Below are 20210 nucleotides of genomic sequence, written 5' to 3'. Positions count from 1 at the left end.
CCATGGTGGCGATGCGGGTCGCGACTTTCGCGCAGTCGAACAAGATGATCGCCGACGCGATGCGCGTGCAGTCGGTCATGGCCGGGAAGCAGGTCCAGGAATCGTCGGGCGTGGTCTCGAGCGATTTCGGCGGCTACGGCTCGGGCGCGCAGCACGTCGTCAACCTCCAGGTCTCGGTGACGCGCGCGCAATCCTATATCGATGCCGCCACGCTCGCAGACAGCAAGGTCCAGGTGATGTATTCGGCGGTCGGCTCGATGACCGACATCCTCACCCAGCTCCGGTCCCAGCTCAGCGCCGCCTCGACCGGAAGCTCGACCGAGACGAACTCGGTGATCAGCTCCGCCCAGCAGATGCTGGAGCAGATGGGTTCGCTCATGAACACGCAATATGACGGCCAGTACGTCTTTGCCGGCGGCAAGACCGACACGGCGCCGGTCGATCTCACCAGCTTTTCGACCGGCACCGGCTCCACCACGACGGCAGACACCAGCTACTATGATGGCGACGACGAGATCGCCTCGGTGCGCGTCGGTGCCGACGAGACCGTGTCCTATGGCGTCACCGCCGACAATTCGGCGTTCGAGGAGGTGATGCGCGTCCTGAAATTCGTGGCGAACAGCACCTCGCTGTCGTCCGCGGACATCTCCAGCGCACTCGATCTCGCCAGCACGGCGCTCGACGACACGGCGGCGGTGCAGGCCAGGCTTTCCAGCGCGGCGTCCTCGATCGAGACGGCGAGCGCCCGCCAGACCGACTACAAGAGCTATGCCGAGACGTTGTCGAGCGACCTCACCAGCGTCGACGTCGCCGCCATTACGGCGGAGCTCTCGACCTACGAGTCGCAACTGACCGCGTCCTACTCGGCGCTTGGCAAGATACTCAGCCTGAATCTCGCGAGCTACCTGAAATAGGCCGGCCTATTCGGCGGCGATCCGTTCCATCGCCATGGCGCGGAGCCGGGCGCGCTGGATCTTCACGCCATTGGCGCTGTCGGTGATGGGGAAGGCGTCCACGACGTAAAGGCGGGCCGGGACCTTGTAGCCGGCGAGCCGCTCGCGCAGGCGCGCGACCAGAACATCCTGCTGTGGCGGCTCTTGGTGTGGATCTTGGGTCGGAATCACAAAAGCGACGCAGCGCGCCTGTCCCTTCAGGTCGATGGCAACCACCTGGGCGTCGGCAATGCCGGGGCAGGATTTGAGCTCGTCCTCGATCTCGCCGGGCGCGACCAGGAAGCCGCCGAGCCGCATGGCGTCGCCCGCGCGGGTCTCGTAGACGAACGATCCGTCGCCGCGCAGGCGGCCGATGTCGCCGGTCCGGAAGAAGCCGTCGGTGGTGAGCGCGTCGCGCGTGGCTTGCGGATTGTTGAAATAGCCGAGGAAGCGCGACGGTGCGCTGATCTCGATCTCGCCGGAAACGCCGGTCGCGGCCAGCTCGCCCGTCTCGGTGTCGCGCACGCGGACTTTTGCCTCGGGCGACATCGGCCAGCCGCCACCCTCGACGCGGTCAGCGAAGGTGTCGCTGGCGCGGCCGATCGAGAACAGCGCCTGCACCTCGCTCGAACCGTAGAGGCCGAACAGCGGCATGCCGCGCGCCTCCGCCTCCGCGGCCAGCTCGCGCCAGCCGGGCTGGAACGCAGCGAAGCCGAACGCTTCAGCCTGCGGGAACGGACGCGGCAAATCAGTCAGCGCCAAAATGCGGCGGAACATCTCGTCCGAGCCGAAGGCATGCGTGATCTTGTGCCGGCCGAGAATGTTCAGCGCCGGCGCCGCCTCGAAGGCGTCCAGCACATGGATCGTCACACCGGCGGCGAGGAAGGCGAGCAGGCTGGTCATGCCAAAGGTGCCGCAGAACGGCAGCATGGCCAGCAGCGAATGACGCTGCGGCGAGAGCGCAAGCGCCCTGGCGACGGAGGTGGCGTGCGAGGCCAGCGTCCGCTGCGAATGCGCCACGAGTTTGGGACCCTTGGTCGTGCCCGAGGTCGTGTAGAGCAGGACCGGCAGGTCGGCATCGTCCTGGGCCGGGGGCGCCGGCGGATAGGGCTTGTCGAAGGCATCGAACCGCACGCAGGGCCAGTGCGCGGGGATCGCGTCCGCGCCGACCACCGCGAGCTCTTGCAGCGCGGGCACGTCGGCCTTGGGGACGTCGGCAAGAATCGCCGCGAAATCGATCGAGCGGAACGCGGCTTCGACCACCATCAGCCTGGCGCCGGACACCTTGAGCAGATGCGCGACCTCGGCGCTGCGGTAGCGGGTGTTGACGGCGGCGACGACCGCGCCGAGGCGGGCGGCGGCGAACAGCAGCGCGATCCATTCGACCCGGTTGACCAGCCAGACCGCGACCACGTCGCCTCTACCGATGCCTTGCGCAGCAAGCCAGGCGGCGGTCTGCTCGACCTTTCCGAGAAATTCGGTGCGAGAGACGGGTGTGCCGTCGACGACGAAGGCGGGACCGGCGGTCTCGGACCCGATCAGCGCGTGCAGTGAAAAATCCTCGGCGTGCATGGCGACCGGAGTAACCCGATCGCGCAAAGCTGTCTACTTGGTGCCGAACATCCGGTCGCCGGCATCGCCGAGGCCCGGCACGATGTAGCCGTGGTCGTTGAGCCGCTCATCGATCGCGGCGGTCCAGACCGGCACGTCGCCATGCTCCTGCTGGAACCGTTTGATGCCTTCGGGCGCGGCCAGCAGGCACACGAAGCGGATGTCGCGGGCGCCGCGCGCCTTGAGCAGGGACGCGCCGGCGCAGGCCGAATTGCCGGTCGCCAGCATCGGATCCATCAGGATCACGGTACGGTCGGACAGGTCCTGCGGCGCCTTGAAGTAATATTCCACCGCCTGCAACGTCTGGGGATCGCGGTAGAGCCCGATATGGGCGATGCGCGCCGACGGCATCAGCGCCAGCATGCCGTCGAGGAAGCCGACGCCCGCGCGCAGGATCGGTGCCAGCGTGAGCTTCTTGCCGGCGATCTTCGGCGCCAGCATCGGGGCGATCGGCGTCTCGATCTCGACCAGCTCCAGCGGCAGGTCGCGCGTCACCTCGTAGCAGAGCAGCATCCCGATCTCGTTCAGGATCTCGCGAAAGCTCTTGGTCGAGCGGTCCTTCTCCCGCATCAGGGAGAGCTTGTGCTGGACCAGGGGGTGGGCGACGACGTTGACGTTGCTGGTGCTCATGAAACCGATCTACACGGTTCCGTGAAACTGCGCCAGATCGGGCGGGCATTTTCCGCGGGATACGAGGCCTCGAGCAGGCGTCGCAACCGCCGCGCGGGCCCGGTTGCTTGCCTCGTAGGCAGCCATGGTCAATTCGCGGTCGATCGCCGCGCGCGTGGCGATGTGGAGCTAAACCCCGAGCCCGCGTGCGAGAAGCGTGATCACGAGCGTCAGGATCGCGCCCCAGACCAGGCTCAGCGTCATGGTCAGGATTGTCGTGGTGACCGCATGCTCCAGATTTCCCTTGAGGAGCTGCATGCTAGCCGTCCGAAGCTGGCGCTGCGGTGAGGCGCATGCCGAACAGCAACGCACCCATCAGCGCGACCAGGACGGCGATCTTGAGCTCGATCATGTCCGCCGCCTTGCGGCCACGCGCGCGAGCAGTTGCCTGGCACCCGCCAGCAATCGCGTGGCCAGCACGATCAGCGGATTGCCGCGGTTCTCGATGTCGAGCTCAAAAGTCTCGGTGGGAAACACCAGCGCGCATGTTGCCGGCCTGCTGTGCCGGTTGGCGAAATCGACCGCCGAGCTCTTGAACAGGAACAGGCCGCCGATGCGTCCGCTCGCTTCCCGGGCGACCCAGAGGCCGGCCGTGTTGCGCCCGACGAAGAAGGCGGGAATGGAGGCGCTGACGACATCGGGATCGAGCGGCTTGAGCGGCACCTGCGTCTGCCGGGCTTCGGGTCCGCGACGAGCAGCTTGGAAAGCTATCGCCGCCATGGCGGCCTCCTCACACATCTGCAAAGTCATGATGATGTGCCATGTCGGTCAGGCGTGAAGGTGCCAGACATAGATCGCGGTCTTCAGCGCGATGAACGCGGTGAGCACGGTGCCCATCGAGAGCAGGGCCAGTGCGCTCAGCGCGAGGCGCTTGAGCTGGGCCTTGCGTTCCTTCGAGATTCGCGGCCGTTGTTCGACCTCGTCGAAGGGCCGGTCAAAGCCATGTGTCAGCATCGACATTTTGGAAGTCCTTGTCCGTGGCGCGGCGAAACGGCCGCTCCATTCCACCTCGTATGATGTCGATCGCCGCGTAGGATTGCGAGATGAGCGCCGAGGCCGCCGTATAGGAATGTCATAAAGACGCCGATCGCCGCGACGGCAGCCCTCTGAACAGGTCGGGATTGCGCTTCGGTCGAGCCTGAGACGATGCGGGGGCCGAAAGCGTCATCCCGATGGCAGCGGCAAAGGCGAGCCGCAATCGCGGTTCCTCGATCTGCTCGCAGAAGCATTGCAGGGTCGCTTCCGCATTCTGTTGCTGACCGCTGATGGCCGCACAGAGCTGGGAGCTGGTTCGCCGGAAGAAGTGGAGAGAGTCCTCGGTGCTGTGGCGGCCGCCCTGACGATCGAGCTCAGCCGCGAGTGCCGCGACATTGAGCCTGTCGGAATCATCCAGCGTCACGGCAAAGCGCAGCAGCGCCAGCTTCCAGGCGCGGAGCAGCCTATGGGGTCCTTCGACTGATTGCAGCATGCGATATCCGGATCGCCCTCGACGCGTCAGGCTCTGATGCTGTCGATCAGCTCCTCATCGGCGATCGCGGCGAATGCTCGTACCACCTCTCTCCGCGCGGCCGCGTCCAGCGGCACAATCGGCAGCCGTGTCTCTGCCGACATCAGGCCAAGCACGCTGAGGGCGTATTTGAGCGCCGCCGGGCTCTCCCTGGAGAGGCAGACGATGAGCGGAACGAGGCGCCTGTGCAGGTAGCGCGCGGACTGCAGGCGGCCCTGCCTGACGTGCGAGTAGATGGTACGGCAGAGATCCGGCGCGACGTTGGCAATCTCCGAGATCGCGCCGTCGCCGCCATCCGCGATGAAGCCGAAAGTGGTGGCGTCGTCGCCGGACAGCAGGCGAAAGCCCGCCGGCAGGTGTCGGGCGAGGCGCAGCGGGCGGGTGATGTCACCGCTGCCATCGCGCAGGCCCACGAACCGGCGGGATTCGACGAGACGCAGAAGCGTCTCGTCGGCGAGCGGGCGCAGCGTGCGCGAGGGAACATCGTGCAGGATCATCGGCAAACCGATCGAACCGGAAATGGCGCGAAAGTGCGCCAGCATCCCCTCCTGCATCGGCTTGTTGTAGGCCGGCACCACCGACATGACGGCATCGGCACCGGCCGCCTCCGCCCGCCGCGCGAGTTCGATGGCATGGCCGGTCGCATTCGACATCGCGCCGGCGATGACCCGCACGCGGCCGCGGACGACGTCGATGGCGGTGCGAATGACGAGCTCCTGCTCGGCCGGCGAGAGCGTCGGCGCCTCGCCGGCCGTCTCGCAGACCACGAGCGCGGGAACGCCGGCGGCGACCTGCCGCTCGCAGAGTGCGGCGAACGCCTCGAGGTCGATCGCATCCGCCGCATCGAACGGGGTCGGCATGTCCGGGATGAAGCCGGTGAACCAGGCTGAGGGAGGGATGAACATGGCTTTTCGCCTGAAGGCGCCGGCTCAGGCGGCGCGCCGCGAGATATCGCTGTTGGGGCTCTTGCCCATGTCGAGCTCGATCTCGCGCGGCAGCTCGACGATGGTCTCCGGATGCTGCCCGTTCTCGAACAGCGCGTATTTGATGGCCTGGGCGCGGCTGACGAACAGGCCGCCATAGAGGCCGTTCTGCTCCTGCGCGACCCATTGTCCCCTGTGGTTACGGCCGATGAAAACGATGGTCGAAGGGGAGCTGCACGAGGGAGGTTCGACGAGTTTCATTTACTTATTCCTTCCGATTGACGGAGGTGGCGGGCGCGAGCCCGCAACCGTTCGATCAATATCAGTTCAAGCGAATATGATTTCGAGTGAGGCCGCGCGACGATCTCATAGGAAGCTCATAAAGCCGGCCGCTCAGGCCACATCATTGGCGATGTGGACCAGCGCGAACAGCGCGCCGAAGGCGACAGCTTCGTCCCAATGATTGAGCGCCGCGCCGAACAGCGGCTCGCGCCTGATGAGGCCGGCGAGGGCGCACAGGATAATCGACATCCAGAGCAGGGCGGCGAGGCTTCGGCCAAAGCCGATGCTGCCGAATGCGGCAAAGGTGGCGAGCAGCGCGATGCGGACGGCAAATCGAGCCATCACGCGCGTCGGGCTCAGCGTGCGCGGCATGTCCGGAGATTGCGACAAGGCCAAATCCCGTTTGGCATCCTAGCCGAAATTATCGCAGCCGACCGGTTCGTAGAGCGGGTCCAGGGTCGGGCGCACGGAGGGGACGCTGGGCCGCGACACCTCCACGGCCAATGCTCGCACCTCGACGAAGGCCGACAGCAGGGCGAGGGCGAGATCGGTGTGGTGGGCTTCGACCGCGGCGTCCAGCCAGTCCGGCAATTCGCGTTCACGCGACAGCGCGCAATGCCACTCGCCTTCGTCATAGGCGATGCGGCGGACCTGCCACAGCGGCAGCTCGACAGCCATCAGCGCCAGCGCGGCATCAGTCCAGGCCTCCGCATCGATCAGGCGCATGACGTGCGTCGAGCGCTCGCTCTGTCCGGGCGAAGCAAGGCGCCGGCAGGCGAGATCAATGATCTCGCGCATCAGTGGCCGTGTCATCGTATGCGCATTGCGCAGGCGTTCGCCGAGCGAAGGTGGATCGTAGCGTCGGAGTGCGGCGGTCATGTAGGCCTCCTGGAATTGGTGTCGGTCAGTCGGCCGGCATTCCCAAGATGGCTGGAAGGGCATTTGAAAACGAGATGAGAAGGGGGCGGGAGATATAAGGATTTCATAAGTGCCCGTGCTTCCGGGCGAGAAGCACGGACGGCGCCCATTCCCGACTGTCGTCTCTGCCGCAGGTGGAGTCCTATACAAACAGGCTTTTTGAAAAGACCCTGGCCGCGGTCTGCCGTAACAATCGGTGGCGATGGTGATGGTGGACCGCGTCGCTGTGCCGCCTCTCCGCACGACCGCCTGGAATGCGTTGTCGGTGTCACATGCCGCCGGTCGCGACGTGCCGGCCTTTATGAGATTCCTATAACTTCGCCATAGGCCTCATCTCGAAAACCTATGTGCGCGATGGCACTTCATCGCGGTGAAAGTTCCGGCCGGGCGCCGCGCGAGACGCGTTGCATTCGGGCGCGGCAAGCGGTCCGCCGGGGCCAGACACAGGTTGCGCCGGATATCGTCTCGTAATGAGGAGTATCGCCATGATGGACATTCTGATGCTGGCGCTGGGCTTCGGCTTCTTCGCGCTCGCGATCGGCTACACCTACGCCTGCGAACGGCTTTGATGGAGCGGACCATGATCTTCGATTATTCGCTCGCCAGCGCCGTCTCGCTCGGCCTGCTGTTCTACCTCACTTACGCGTTGCTGCGGCCCGAGCGGTTCTGATCCGTGCTGCTGCTTGTCAAATTGCTGTTGGCCGACGCCACGCTCGTCGCCTGCCTGCTTGCGCTGCTCCTGCCGCTCCTGCGCCGGACACAAAGCCTAAAGGGTTAATGCCATGACTATGATCGGTTGGCTCCAGATCATTCTTTATTGCGCCATCGTCGTTGCGCTGACCAAGCCGCTCGGCTGGTACATGACGCGCGTGTTCAACGGCGAGCGGACGTTCATGTCGCCGGTGCTGCGCCCGATCGAGGCCGGCATCTACTGGTTTTCCGGCGTCGACGAGAGGCGCGAGCAGCATTGGCTGACCTATACGGTCTCCATGCTGCTGTTCCATATCGGGGGCTTCCTCATCATCTACGGCGTGATGCGGCTCCAGGCCGTGCTGCCCTTCAATCCGGCCGGGCAGGGTGCGGTCGCCCAGGATCTCTCCTTCAACACCGCGATCTCCTTCATCACCAACACCAACTGGCAGAACTACGGCGGCGAGAGCACGATCTCGTACCTCGTGCAGATGCTTGGTTTGACGCACCAGAACTTCCTGTCGGCGGCAACCGGCATTGCGCTCGCGGTCGCCCTGATCCGCGGCTTCTCGCGCGCCTCGATGCGCACGGTCGGCAATTTCTGGGTCGACGTCACCCGCACCACGCTCTATGTGCTGCTGCCGATCTGCGTCGTCTACACGCTGTTCCTGGTCTGGCAGGGCATCCCGCAGACGCTGGGGCCGTATGTCGAGGCCACGACGCTCGAAGGCGCCAAGCAGACCATCGCGCTTGGCCCCGTCGCCTCGCAGGTCGCGATCAAGATGCTCGGCACCAATGGCGGCGGCTTCTTCAACGCCAACGCCGCGCATCCTTTCGAGAATCCGACCGCGCTGTCGAACTTCATCCAGATGCTGTCGATCTTCGCGATCGGCGCGGCGCTGACCAACGTGTTTGGTCGCATGGTCGGCAACCAGCGCCAGGGCTGGGCAATCCTGTCCGTGATGGGCGTGCTGTTCCTCGCCGGTGTCGCCGTCACCTATTGGGCCGAAGCCAACGGTACCTCGACGCTGCATGCGCTCGGCCTGACCGGCGGCAACATGGAGGGCAAGGAGGTGCGCTTCGGCATCGTCGCGTCGTCGCTGTTCGCCGTGATCACGACGGCGGCGTCCTGCGGCGCGGTCAATGCCATGCATGACAGCTTCACCGCGCTCGGCGGCATGATCCCGCTGATCAACATGCAGCTCGGCGAGATCATCATCGGCGGCGTCGGCGCCGGCCTCTACGGCATGCTGCTGTTCGTCGTGCTCGCGATCTTCGTGGCGGGCCTGATGGTCGGCCGCACGCCGGAATATGTCGGCAAGAAGATCGAGGCGCGCGAGGTCAAGATGGCGATGCTCGCGATCCTGGTGCTGCCGCTGATGTATCTCGGCTGGACCGCGGTCGGCGTGGTCTATCCGGCGGCGGTCGCCTCGATGGCGAATGCCGGGCCGCACGGCTTCACCGAGGTGCTCTACGCCTTCACCTCGGCGACCGGCAACAACGGCTCGGCCTTTGCGGGCCTCACCGGCAACACGCTGTTCTACAACCTCACGCTCGCAAGCGCGATGTTCGTCGGCCGCTTCTTCATGATCGTCCCGGCGATGGCGATCGCGGGTTCGCTGGCCGCCAAGAAATCCATTCCGCCGTCGGCGGGCACATTCCCGACCACCGGCGGCCTGTTCGTCGGCCTCGTGGTCGGCGTGATCCTGATCATCGGCGGCCTGACCTTCTTCCCGGCGCTCGCGCTCGGCCCGATCGTCGAGCAGCTCGCGATGAACGCCGGCCAAGTCTTCTGATCGACAAGTCTTCTGATCGACAGCCTTCTGATTGTTTGGAGTGACCTCCATGGATACCATGAAACTGCAAAAACGCGCTTCCGTCTCGGCGATGCTCGATCCCAAGATCGTCGTGCCCGCGATCCGCGCTGCCTTCACCAAGCTCGATCCGCGGCTGATGATCAAGAACCCCGTGATGTTCGTGGTCGAGATCGTGGCCGCGCTCACCACGGTGATCTTCCTGCGAGACCTCGTCACGGGTGGCGAGAACCTCGGCTWCACCTTCCAGATCATCCTCTGGCTCTGGTTCACCGTGCTGTTCGCCAATCTCGCCGAAGCGGTCGCCGAAGGCCGCGGCAAGGCGCAGGCCGAATCGTTGCGCAAGACCCGCACCGAGAGCCAGGCCAAGCTGCTGACCGGCACCGGCCAGACCTTCAAGCTCGTGCCCGGCACGAGCCTCAAGGTCGGCGACATCGTGCTGGTCGAGGCCGGCGATACCATTCCCTCCGACGGTGAGGTGATCGAGGGTGTCGCGTCCGTCAACGAGGCCGCCATCACCGGCGAGTCCGCGCCCGTCATCCGAGAATCCGGCGGCGACCGCTCGGCGGTGACCGGCGGCACGCAGGTGCTGTCCGACTGGATCCGCGTCCGCATCACGGCAGCCCAGGGCTCGACCTTCATTGACCGCATGATCAAGCTGGTCGAGGGCGCCGAACGACAGAAGACGCCGAACGAGATCGCGCTCAACATCCTGCTGGCTGGCCTCACCATCATCTTCGTGTTCGCCACCGTCACCATTCCGAGCTACGCGGCCTATGCCGGCGGCTCGATCTCGGTGGTCGTGCTGGTCGCGCTGTTCGTGACGCTGATCCCGACCACGATCGGCGCGCTGCTGTCGGCGATCGGCATCGCCGGCATGGACCGCCTGGTCCGCTTCAACGTGCTGGCGATGTCGGGACGCGCGGTGGAAGCCGCCGGCGACGTCGACACGCTGCTGCTCGACAAGACCGGTACGATCACGCTTGGCAACCGCCAGGCCACCGCGTTCCGCCCCGTTCGCGGCGTGACCGAGCAGGAGCTCGCGGACGCGGCCCAGCTCGCCTCGCTGGCGGACGAGACGCCGGAAGGTCGCTCCATCGTCGTGCTGGCGAAGGAGAAATACGGCATCCGTGGCCGAGACATGGCCGAGCTTGGCGCCACTTTCATCCCGTTCACGGCGCAGACCCGCATGAGCGGTGTCGATGCCGGCGGCTCGTCGGTGCGCAAGGGCGCGGTCGATTCGATGCTGAACTATGTCGGTGGCGGTGCAACGCTGGCGGTTGCGTCCGGCAACACCGCCCGCGCCATCCAGCCTGCGGTGCTCTCGGAGGTCGGCCGCGAGGTCCAGGCCATTGCGGACGAGATCTCCAAGGCCGGCGGCACGCCGCTTGCGGTCGCCAAGGACGGCAAGCTGCTCGGCGTCATCCAGCTCAAGGACATCGTCAAGGGTGGTATCCGCGAGCGCTTTGCCGAGCTGCGCCGCATGGGCATTCGCACCGTCATGATCACCGGCGACAATCCGATGACGGCGGCCGCGATCGCGGCGGAAGCCGGCGTCGACGACTTCCTGGCGCAGGCAACCCCCGAAGACAAGCTCAAGCTGATCCGTGACGAGCAGGCCAAGGGCAAGCTGGTCGCCATGTGCGGCGACGGCACCAATGACGCGCCTGCGCTCGCCCAGGCCGACGTCGGCGTCGCCATGAACACCGGCACCCAGGCCGCGCGCGAGGCCGGCAACATGGTCGACCTCGACTCCAACCCGACCAAGCTGATCGAGGTGGTCGAGATCGGCAAGCAGCTCCTGATGACGCGCGGTGCGCTGACGACCTTTTCGATCGCCAACGACGTCGCAAAATACTTCGCGATCATCCCGGCGATGTTCCTCGCGTTCTACCCGCAGCTCAACGTGCTCAACGTCATGAACCTGTCGAGCCCGCAGAGCGCCATCCTGTCGGCGATCATCTTCAACGCGCTGATCATCATCGGGCTGATCCCGCTGGCGCTGAAAGGCGTCGCCTATCGCGCAGTCGGTGCCGGCGCGCTGCTCCGGCGCAACCTGCTGATCTACGGCCTCGGCGGGATCGTCATTCCCTTCATCGGCATCAAGGCGATCGACCTCGTCGTCGTTGCCTTGCACCTGGCTTAACCACGTCATTGCGAGGAGCGAAGCGACGAAGCAATCCAGACTGCCTCCGCGGAAAGACACTGGATTGCTTCGCTTCGCTCGCAATGACGGAAGACATAGGAGACCAAAAATGCTCAGAGAAATCCGCCCCGCCATCGTCCTGCTGCTGGTGCTCACCGCCATCACCGGACTTGCCTATCCGCTCGCGATGACCGCCATTGCCGGCGCGATCTTCCCGGCCCAGGCGCAGGGCAGCCTGATCGAGCGCGACGGCAAGGTGGTCGGCTCCGCCCTGATCGGGCAGGAGTTCAAGGACGACAAATATTTCCACGGCCGCCTCTCGGCGACGGTTGCGCCCGACCCGAATGATTCGACCAAGACGGTCTCGGCGCCCTACAACGCGGCCAATTCGGGCGGCTCCAATCTCGGCCCGACCAGCAAGGCGCTGGCCGACCGGCTGAAGGAAGACGTGGACAAGCTGAAGGCGGAGAATCCGAACGCCGCCGTACCGGAAGACCTGGTCACCACCTCGGCCAGCGGCCTCGATCCGGACATCTCGCCGGAAGCCGCAGAATTCCAGGTACCGCGCGTGGCAAAGGCGCGGAATCTGTCGGACGATCAGGTCAAGCAGCTCGTGGCCTCCAATACCCAGGGCCGCCTGCTCGGCCTGATCGGCGAACCGCGGGTTAACGTCCTTGCTCTAAACCTCGCGCTCGATCGCGTTGCCGCGAAGTAGCGCTCTAGGCTGGCGGCGCGCGGATGATTATATTGGCCTGATGGTCCGTGAACGCCGCGATCCCGAACAACGTCCGTCTCCCGAGGCGCTGCTGGAAGCCGCGCGCCGGGAGGAGAGCGCGAGCGGCAAGCTGAAAATCTTCGTCGGCGCCGCCCCCGGCGTCGGCAAGACCTACGAGATGCTGCAAAGCGCCCATGCCAGGCGCAAGGCCGGCATCGACGTCGTGGTCGGCTTCGTCGAGACCCATGGCCGTGCCGAGACCGAGGCGCTGGTGCGCGGCCTCGAAGTGATCCCGCGCAAGAAGTTCGACTACCGCGGCCAGACGGTCGAGGAGATGGACCTCGACGCCGTGATCGCGCGCCGCCCGAAAATCGCGCTGGTCGACGAACTCGCCCATACCAACGCCGCCGGCAGCCGCCATCCCAAGCGCTATCTCGACGTCGAGGAGCTGCTGTCCCATGGCATCGACGTCTATACCGCCGTCAATATCCAGCACATCGAGAGCCTGAACGACGTCGTTGCGCAGATCACCCATGTGCGGGTGCGCGAGACCGTGCCGGATTCCATCGTCGACCGCGCCGATGCGATCGAGCTGATCGACCTCACGCCCGACGATTTGATCCAGCGGCTGAAGGAGGGCAAGGTCTATGTCCCCAGGCAGGCCGAGCGGGCGCTCGAGCATTATTTCTCGCCGGGCAACCTGACCGCGCTACGTGAGCTGGCGCTGCGGCGCACGGCGGAACGGGTCGACGAGCAGCTCCTCACGCACATGCAGGCGAACGCGATCGCCGGCCCCTGGGCCGCGGGTGAGCGCATCCTCGTCTGCGTCAGCGAGGATCCGCGTGCGGCCGGGCTGGTGCGCTATACCAAGCGGCTGGCCGACCGGCTGCATGCGCCGTTTACGGCCGTCTCGATCGAGACGCGGCGCTCGCTCCAGCTCTCCGACGAGGAGCGCGACCGGCTCGCCGATACGCTGCGGCTTGCCGAAGCGCTCGGCGGCGAGGCGCTGACCATTCCCGCCGTCGACCGCCGCATCGCCGACGACGTCATCAATTTCGCGCAAGGCAACAACGTCACCCAGATCGTGATCGGCAAGTCGACGCGCTCGCGCTGGTTCGAGATGACGCGCGGCTCGGTCGTGCACGATCTGGTGCGCCGCGCCGGCAATATCAGCGTGCATGTCATCCCTGGCGACGAGCTCGCGAGCGAGCCGCCACCGAAGACCGCGGTGCAGACCGCGGCACGGACCGAGCCGTTCGATGCGCTTCCTTATCTGAAGGCACTCGGGATCACCGCGCTCGGCCTTGTGGCAGCAACGGCCATCAAGCCGTATTTCGGTGTCGAGAACGTCGACCTGATGTTCCTCACCGCGGTGGTGGCCGTGGCCGTGCGCTACGGGCTGTGGCCGTCGCTGCTTGCGAGCGTCGCGGCGTCGCTGGCCTACAACTTCTTTTTCCTGCCGCCGGTCTATACGTTTACCATCACCGACCCGACCAATGTCGCGGCGTTCTTCTTCTTCATGCTGATTGCGTTCGTGGTGTCGAACGTCGCGGGACGGGTGCGCACCCAGGCCGACACCGCGATCGGTCGCATCAGGACCACCGAGCAGCTCTATGCCTTCAGCCGGAAGCTCGCCGGCACCGCCACGCTCGACGACGTCTTGTGGGCAACCGCCTATCAGATTGCGTTGATGCTGAAGGTGCGCGTCGTGCTGTTGCTGCCGGAGGACGGGCTGCTCACGGTGAAATCCGGCTATCCGCCCGAGGACCAGCTCGACCAGGCCGATCTTGCCGCCGCCAATTGGGCCTGGAGCAATGATCGTCCCGCCGGCCGCGGCTCGGATACGCTGCCCGGCGCCAAGCGGCTGTTCCTGCCGATGCGCACCGGGCGCGGCCCGATCGGCGTGATCGGCATCGACAACGATCGCACCGGCCCGTTGCTGACGCCGGACCAGCGCCGGCTGCTCGACGCGCTGGTCGACCAGGGCGCGCTCGCGATCGAACGCGTGCTGCTGGTCGAGGACATGGATCGCGTCAAGCGCACCATCGAATCCGAGCGGCTGCGCTCGGCGCTGCTGACGTCGATTTCGCACGACCTGAAGACGCCGCTGGCGTCCGTTCTCGGCGCGGCCTCGACCATGCGCGATCTTGCCAGTGCGCTGTCCGACACCGAGAAGCGCGACCTGCTCGCCACCGTGATCGACGAGTCCGAGCGGCTCAACCGCTTCATCGCCAATCTGCTCGACATGACCAAGCTCGAATCCGGCGCCATCGTGCCCAACACGGCGCTGCACGATCTCGGCGAGATCGCCGGCAGCGCGCTCCGGCGGGCAGCCAAGATCCTGATCGCGCACAAGGTCGAGCTGGTGCTGGCCGCCGATCTGCCGATGCTCCAGTTAGATGCCGTGCTGTTCGAACAGGTGCTGTTCAACCTGCTCGACAATGCCGCCAAATATTCGCCGCCCGACACCACGATCTCGATCAAGGGCCAGCGCGACAGGGATCACGTGGTGCTCCAGATTGCCGACGAAGGCGACGGCATTCCGCCAGACGAGCTCGAGAGCGTATTCGACAAGTTCTATCGCGCGCAGAAGGGGGACCATGTCCGTCCCGGCACCGGGCTTGGGCTTGCCATCTCCCGCGGTTTCGTCGAGGCGATGCGGGGCACGATCTCGGCCGCCAACCGGGGCGACCGGAGCGGCGCGATCCTCACCATCCGTCTGCCCATCCCGGCACAGACCCAGGCATTGGATACCGCCGCATGAGTGCTGCCCCGATCAAGGTTCTTGTCATCGACGACGAGCCGCCGATCCGCAAGCTGCTGCGGATGGGGTTGACGACGCAGGGTTACGAGATCCTGGAGGCGTCAAACGGCAAGACCGCGCTGGAAAAGCTCGCGGAAGAGCCCGCGCTGATCATCCTCGATCTCGGCCTGCCCGATATCCAGGGCCATGAGCTGCTGCGCACGATACGCGCGCGCAACGAAAGCGTGCCGATCGTGGTGCTCTCGAGCCGTGGCGACGAGGCCGGCAAGGTGCAGGCGCTCGACCTCGGCGCCGACGATTACCTGACAAAGCCGTTCGGCATGGACGAACTGCTGGCGCGCCTGCGCGCCGCGCTGCGGCACCAGCTTCAGGTCCAGGGCGAGCGCCCGGTCTTCCGCACCGGCGATCTCTCCGTCGATCTGGTGCGCCGGATCGTCAAGCTCGGTGAGCGCGACGTCAAACTGTCGCCGAAGGAATATGACCTCTTGCGCGTGCTGGTCCAGCACGCCGGCAAGGTGCTGACCCATCGCTTCCTGCTCAAGGAGCTCTGGGACGAGCTGACCGACGCGCAATATCTGCGCGTCTATGTCCGCCAGCTCCGCCAGAAGATCGAGTCCGATCCGGAACGGCCGCAATATGTGCTGACGGAAACGGGGATCGGGTATCGGCTGAAGGCGGGGGATTGACTTAGCCGTCGTTCCGGGGCGATGCGAAGCATCGAACCCGGAACCTCGAGATTCCGGGTTCGCCTCTTCGAGGCGCCCCGGAATGACGGTGGGGTTGCTAACCCGCCTTCCTCTGTCGCGCCGTCGACCGGTGCACCTTGTTCGCGGCTCGTCCTCGCCCTGTCGTCCGCCGCCCACGCGGTTTGGCCGACGTCCGTCCTCCCCCGCGCCCCTTCAGGCTCTGCTTCAGCGCATCCATCAGGCTGACGACATTGCTCGGCCGCTCCTCGGGCTCCGGCAGCTCGATCTTCTTGCCGCTTGCCTTGCGCTTCACCAGCGCCTTCAGCGCGTTCTCATACTCGTCCTTGAACTTGCCGGGGTCGAAATGCGCGGCCTTGGTGTGCAGGATGTGGCCGGCGAGCTCGACCATGTCCTTGGTGATCTTCGGGCTCTTGATGTCGTCGAAGAACTGGTCCTCGTCGCGCAGCTCGTAGGGGTAGCGCAGCGTGGTGCCGAGCAGGCCCTTGCCGAGTGGTTCGATCGCGATGACGTGCTCGCGATTGGTGAGCACGATCCTGGCGAGCGCGACGCGTCCCTCGTCCTTCATGGCGTCGCGGATCACGGCAAAGGCGTCGATCGCGGCCTTGCCCTCGGGCGCGATGTAATAGGGATGGTTGAGGTAGCGCTGATCGATCTCGTCGCTCGGTACAAAGCTCTCGATGTCGATGGTGTGATTGCTCTCGATCTGGACCGCCTCGAGCTCTTCCGGTTCGATCTCGACATATTTGCCCTTCCGCAGCTCGTAGCCGCGTCCCTTCTGATCGCTCTCGACGACGTCGCCGGTCTCGGAATCGACCATCTGCTGCTTCAACCGGTTTCCGGTCTCGCGGTTGATCATGTGAAAGCGCGTCTTCTCGGCCGCCGTCGTGGCGGGGTAGAGCAGGACGGGGCAGCTCACGAGGGACAGCTTCAGCGTCCCTTTCCAATAGGCGCGGGGAGCCATCTCATTCTCCAGTGTTTTCAAGGCGTTTTCGGAACTCCAACGGGGCTCCGGGGTTTTGGTTCCGGGGCGGACTTTTGCCGTGATAGGCTTGAGGGGCGAGGACAAGAGCGGGACCCGGTCGTGCTGAGAAACCTTTCCACCTATCGCAAGAAGCGCGATTTCGAGAAGACGCCGGAGCCATCGGGCGAGTCGGCGGTCGCACCGTCGAAGCAGCGGCGTTTTGTCATTCAGAAGCACGACGCGACCCGGCTCCACTACGATCTGCGGCTCGAGTTCGATGGCGTCTTCAAATCCTGGGCCGTGACCAAGGGACCCTCGCTCGACCCGCACGACAAGCGGCTGGCGGTCGAGGTCGAGGATCATCCGCTCGACTATGGCGATTTCGAAGGCACGATCCCGGAGGACCAGTACGGCGGCGGCACCGTGATGCTGTGGGACCGCGGCACCTGGGAGGCCGACGATCCCGAACGCGGCTTCAAGAAGGGCGATTTGAAGTTCACGCTTCACGGCGAGAAGCTGCACGGGAGCTGGGTGCTGGTGCGGATGCGCAATGACCGGACCGGCGGCAAGCGCACCAACTGGCTCCTGATCAAGCACCGCGACGAATATGCCGCCGAGGGCGAGGACATTCTAGCCGAGGACAAGTCTGTCGCCTCCGGCCGCGCGATGGAGCAGATCGCGGACGGCAAGGGCCGTGCGCCAAAGCCGTTCATGCTGGCGAGAGGCGCCGTGAGCAAGGCCGATGCTGTCTGGCAGTCCAATCGTGCGGAGGAGACGAAAGGGCGGACCGTCAAGCCGGCGCCCCGCGCGGCGTTGAAGGGCGGCAAGCCCAAGGCGGCAAGGAAGAAGCCGACCACGGCCACGACCGCCAGCGAAGTCTCGGAGATGCCGGACTTCGTCGCGCCGCAGCTCTGCACCTCGGTCGAGCGTCCGCCGTCCGGCGAGGGCTGGTACCATGAGATCAAGTTCGACGGCTATCGCGTGCAGCTCCGGGTCGAGGACGGCAAGGCGACGCTGAAGACCCGCAAGGGGCTCGACTGGACCGACAAGTTCGCGTCGATCGCGAAGGAGGCGGACGCGCTGCCGGACGTGATGATCGACGGCGAGATCATCGCGCTCGGCCACAATGGCGCGCCAAACTTCTCCTCGCTCCAGGCCGCGCTGTCGGACGGCAAGACCGGAGATCTCATCTTCTTTGCCTTCGACCTGCTGTTTGCCGAGGGCCTCGATTGTCGCCGGCTTCCGCTCGGCGAGCGCAAGGCGCGCCTCAAGGAGCTGCTGGACGCGCGCAAGCGGAAGACGAGCCAGATCCGCTATGTCGAGCATTTCGAGAGCGGCGGCGACGCCGTGCTGCAATCGGCCTGCAAGCTCGAGCTCGAGGGCGTGGTGTCGAAGAAGCTCGACGCACCCTATCGCTCCGGCCGCACCGAGAGCTGGACCAAGGCAAAATGCCGCGCCGGCCAAGAGGTCGTGATCGGCGGCTGGAAGACCACGGCCGGAAAATTCCGTTCGCTGATGGCCGGTGTCTATCGCGGCGATCACCTCGTCTTCGTCGGCATGGTCGGCACCGGCTTTGGCGCCGACAAGGTCAAGCACATCATGCCGTTGCTGAAAGAGGCCGCGTCGAGTGAGAGTCCCTTCGGCGGCAAGAATGCGCCGAAGAAGACCCGCGACGTGCACTGGGTGCGACCGGAGCTCGTCGCCGAGATCGAGTTCGCGGGCTTCACCGCCGACGGCAACATTCGCCAGGCGGCATTCAAGGGCCTGCGGCAGGACAAGCCGGCCGAGGAGGTCGAGGCGGAAACGCCCGTCGATACCGGGCTCGCCCAGCCTTCGGCCAGGTCCCGCACCAAGGCGAAGTCCGTCAAACAGACAAAGGCGGGCGGCAGCGCCGAGGTGATGGGCGTCGTGATTTCGAAATCGGACAAGGAGCTGTGGCCGGACGGCGGCGACGGCGAGGGCGTCACCAAGCTCGATCTGGCGCGCTATTTCGAGGCGGTCGGCGGCTGGATGATCGAACATCTGAAGGGCCGCCCCTGTTCGATCCTGCGCGCACCCGACGGCATCGGCGGGGAAAAATTCTTCCAGCGCCATGCGATGCAGGGCGGCTCGAACCTGCTCGAGCTCGCCAAAGTCTCCGGTGATCGCAAGCCGTATTTGCAGATCGACCGTGTCGAGGGCCTTGCCGCGGTGGCGCAGATCGGCGGCCTCGAACTGCATCCCTGGAATTGCGCGCCGGACGCCTATGACACGCCGGGCCGGCTGGTGTTCGACCTCGACCCGGCGCCGGACGTCGATTTTGCCGACGTGGTCGAGGCGGCCAAGCAGATGCGGCAGCGGCTGGCCGACGTCGGCATGGAGAGCTTTTGCAAGACCACCGGCGGCAAGGGCCTGCACGTGGTTGTGCCGCTGCTCCATGGCGCGCGCGACAAGGTGAGCTGGAAGGAAGCCAAGGCCTTTGCGCAAGGCGTCTGCCAGTGGATGGCCGACGACGATCCCGGGCGTTATCTGCTCAACATGTCCAAGAAGCTGCGCAACGGGAAGATTTTTCTGGATTACCTGCGCAACGATCGCCTGTCGACGGCGGTAGCGCCACTGTCGCCGCGTGCACGTGATGGAGCAACGGTGTCGATGCCGGTCACCTGGGCGCAGGTCAAAGGCGATCTCGATCCGAAGCGCTACACGGTGCGGACCGTGCCGGGCCTGCTGCCGCGATCGAAGGCGTGGGACGGCTATGACGATGCCGCCACGCCGATCAAGGCGGCGATGAAGAAGCTCGCGGCGAAGATGAAGTAGTCGCTCTTGTAAACGTCATTCCGGGCTGCGCGAAGCGCAGACCCGGAATCCAGAGGTTTGCGGCGCGAGATTCCGGGTTCGCGCTTGCGCGCGCCCCGGAATGACCGACTTGGCTAGATCCGTCCCAGCAGGAGCAGGATCAGCAGGATGACGATGATGAGCCCGAGGCCGCCGCCGCCGTAATAGCCGGTGCCGTAGAACGGGCCGCCGCCGATACCGCTGAAGCCGCCAAGCAGAGCAATGACCAGAATGATCAGAATGATTGTACCGATAGACATGCGAATCTCCTCAGCCCTTTGTCGAAAGGGTCGTTGCACCTGTCCCTTATGAAGGGGCAACTTGCCGCAGGTTCTAAAGTTCCGAATCTGAAACACGGCAAGGTTGGCCAACTGGCATGGAACCTTTGTCCGTCCAGCTGGCATGACTCGGTGAGGATCGATCGCTATTGGGTAGGGCCATGACAGCACCGCTTGTCGTTTCAATTCCCCATCGTCTCGGCCGCGAGGAGGCGGTGCGGCGGCTCAAGACCGGGCTCGGCCGCGCGTCGGCCAGCATTCCCGTGATGCAGGTCGAGGAGGAGCGCTGGAGCGGCGACACCATGAATTTCCGCATCCGTGCGCTCGGACAGATCGCGACCGGCCAGGTCGACGTCGCCGACGACCATGTGCGGGTCGAGGTGGTGTTGCCGTGGCTGTTGCAGCGTTTCGCCGAAATGGCGCAGGCCACGATCCGCAAGCGCGGCCAGTTGCTGTTGACGAAGGACGAGAAAAAATAG

The 20210-nt window shown here is 65.4% G+C and carries 21 protein-coding genes; 9 read left to right on the top strand and 12 right to left on the bottom strand.

Going from position 1 to position 20210, the window contains the following annotated elements; all coding sequences use genetic code 11:
* The first annotated feature begins 2 nt into the window (after positions 1–2).
* On the top strand, positions 3–914 hold the full coding sequence (locus tag ACXJMY_RS03820; RefSeq protein WP_456617991.1) for a flagellin: 912 nt from the start codon (positions 3–5) through the stop codon (positions 912–914).
* Between the two features lie 6 nt (positions 915–920).
* Here ACXJMY_RS03820 and ACXJMY_RS03815 read toward each other — a convergent pair whose 3' ends face one another.
* The 10 genes from ACXJMY_RS03815 to ACXJMY_RS03770 all read right to left on the bottom strand — a co-directional run bounded on the left by ACXJMY_RS03815 (position 921) and on the right by ACXJMY_RS03770 (position 6803).
* Positions 921–2504, bottom strand: a complete 1584-nt coding sequence (locus tag ACXJMY_RS03815) for an AMP-binding protein (RefSeq protein ID WP_456618098.1) — start codon at positions 2502–2504, stop codon at positions 921–923.
* Positions 2505–2537: 33 nt separating this feature from the next.
* Positions 2538–3173: a uracil phosphoribosyltransferase gene (gene upp, locus ACXJMY_RS03810; RefSeq protein ID WP_456617990.1), complete on the bottom strand. Its 636-nt coding sequence runs from the start codon at positions 3171–3173 to the stop codon at positions 2538–2540.
* A 168-nt stretch (positions 3174–3341) separates the two neighbouring features.
* Positions 3342–3470 carry a hypothetical protein gene (locus ACXJMY_RS03805; RefSeq protein WP_456617989.1) on the bottom strand — a complete coding sequence of 43 codons (129 nt, stop codon included), beginning with the start codon at positions 3468–3470 and terminating at the stop codon, positions 3342–3344.
* A 90-nt stretch (positions 3471–3560) separates the two neighbouring features.
* Positions 3561–3962, bottom strand: coding sequence for a hypothetical protein (locus ACXJMY_RS03800; RefSeq protein ID WP_456617988.1), 402 nt, complete (start codon positions 3960–3962; stop codon positions 3561–3563).
* 18 nt (positions 3963–3980) lie between these two features.
* Positions 3981–4172 (bottom strand): hypothetical protein, encoded by a 192-nt coding sequence (locus ACXJMY_RS03795; RefSeq protein ID WP_456617987.1) that lies wholly within the window; start codon positions 4170–4172, stop codon positions 3981–3983.
* A 112-nt stretch (positions 4173–4284) separates the two neighbouring features.
* Positions 4285–4680, bottom strand: a complete 396-nt coding sequence (locus ACXJMY_RS03790) for a hypothetical protein (protein ID WP_456617986.1) — start codon at positions 4678–4680, stop codon at positions 4285–4287.
* A 26-nt stretch (positions 4681–4706) separates the two neighbouring features.
* Entirely contained in the window at positions 4707–5624 is a 918-nt protein-coding gene (gene dapA, locus ACXJMY_RS03785; RefSeq protein ID WP_456617985.1) for a 4-hydroxy-tetrahydrodipicolinate synthase, read from the bottom strand.
* A 24-nt stretch (positions 5625–5648) separates the two neighbouring features.
* Positions 5649–5903 (bottom strand): hypothetical protein, encoded by a 255-nt coding sequence (locus ACXJMY_RS03780; protein ID WP_456617984.1) that lies wholly within the window; start codon positions 5901–5903, stop codon positions 5649–5651.
* 132 nt (positions 5904–6035) lie between these two features.
* Positions 6036–6314, bottom strand: coding sequence for a hypothetical protein (locus ACXJMY_RS03775; protein ID WP_456617983.1), 279 nt, complete (start codon positions 6312–6314; stop codon positions 6036–6038).
* A 21-nt stretch (positions 6315–6335) separates the two neighbouring features.
* Positions 6336–6803, bottom strand: a complete 468-nt coding sequence (locus tag ACXJMY_RS03770) for a hypothetical protein (protein WP_456617982.1) — start codon at positions 6801–6803, stop codon at positions 6336–6338.
* A 619-nt stretch (positions 6804–7422) separates the two neighbouring features.
* Here ACXJMY_RS03770 and ACXJMY_RS03765 point away from each other — a divergent pair.
* The 6 genes from ACXJMY_RS03765 to ACXJMY_RS03740 all read left to right on the top strand — a co-directional run bounded on the left by ACXJMY_RS03765 (position 7423) and on the right by ACXJMY_RS03740 (position 15657).
* Positions 7423–7512 (top strand): K(+)-transporting ATPase subunit F, encoded by a 90-nt coding sequence (locus tag ACXJMY_RS03765; RefSeq protein ID WP_456617981.1) that lies wholly within the window; start codon positions 7423–7425, stop codon positions 7510–7512.
* 112 nt (positions 7513–7624) lie between these two features.
* Positions 7625–9328, top strand: coding sequence for a potassium-transporting ATPase subunit KdpA (gene kdpA / locus ACXJMY_RS03760; protein ID WP_456617980.1), 1704 nt, complete (start codon positions 7625–7627; stop codon positions 9326–9328).
* Positions 9329–9377: 49 nt separating this feature from the next.
* On the top strand, positions 9378–11492 hold the full coding sequence (gene kdpB, locus ACXJMY_RS03755; protein ID WP_456617979.1) for a potassium-transporting ATPase subunit KdpB: 2115 nt from the start codon (positions 9378–9380) through the stop codon (positions 11490–11492).
* 109 nt (positions 11493–11601) lie between these two features.
* Positions 11602–12207, top strand: coding sequence for a K(+)-transporting ATPase subunit C (locus tag ACXJMY_RS03750; RefSeq protein WP_456617978.1), 606 nt, complete (start codon positions 11602–11604; stop codon positions 12205–12207).
* A gap of 40 nt (positions 12208–12247) precedes the next feature.
* The gene (locus ACXJMY_RS03745; protein ID WP_456617977.1) at positions 12248–14971 is read left to right on the top strand and encodes a DUF4118 domain-containing protein; all 2724 of its coding nucleotides are present in this window, start codon (positions 12248–12250) and stop codon (positions 14969–14971) included.
* Positions 14968–15657: a response regulator gene (locus tag ACXJMY_RS03740; RefSeq protein WP_456617976.1), complete on the top strand. Its 690-nt coding sequence runs from the start codon at positions 14968–14970 to the stop codon at positions 15655–15657. Before ACXJMY_RS03745 ends, ACXJMY_RS03740 begins: the two co-directional genes overlap by 4 nt.
* Positions 15658–15754: 97 nt before the next feature.
* Here the strand turns inward: ACXJMY_RS03740 and ku are convergent, their stop codons facing one another.
* The gene (gene ku, locus ACXJMY_RS03735) at positions 15755–16639 is read right to left on the bottom strand and encodes a non-homologous end joining protein Ku (RefSeq protein ID WP_456617975.1); all 885 of its coding nucleotides are present in this window, start codon (positions 16637–16639) and stop codon (positions 15755–15757) included.
* A 120-nt stretch (positions 16640–16759) separates the two neighbouring features.
* Between ku and ligD the strand changes: the two genes are divergently transcribed.
* Positions 16760–19435 carry a DNA ligase D gene (gene ligD, locus ACXJMY_RS03730; protein ID WP_456617974.1) on the top strand — a complete coding sequence of 892 codons (2676 nt, stop codon included), beginning with the start codon at positions 16760–16762 and terminating at the stop codon, positions 19433–19435.
* Between the two features lie 113 nt (positions 19436–19548).
* On the opposite strand, the gene ACXJMY_RS03725 is transcribed toward ligD, so the two are convergent.
* A complete protein-coding gene (locus ACXJMY_RS03725; RefSeq protein ID WP_106945843.1) occupies positions 19549–19713 on the bottom strand; it encodes a DUF3309 family protein in 165 nt (54 codons plus the stop codon).
* Between the two features lie 179 nt (positions 19714–19892).
* On the opposite strand from ACXJMY_RS03725, the gene ACXJMY_RS03720 reads away from it, so the two are divergent.
* Positions 19893–20210: a polyhydroxyalkanoic acid system family protein gene (locus ACXJMY_RS03720; protein WP_456617973.1), complete on the top strand. Its 318-nt coding sequence runs from the start codon at positions 19893–19895 to the stop codon at positions 20208–20210.

It is taken from the genome of Bradyrhizobium sp. P5_C12 (assembly GCF_054049735.1).
This window is presented reverse-complemented; position numbering and strand designations above follow the sequence as displayed.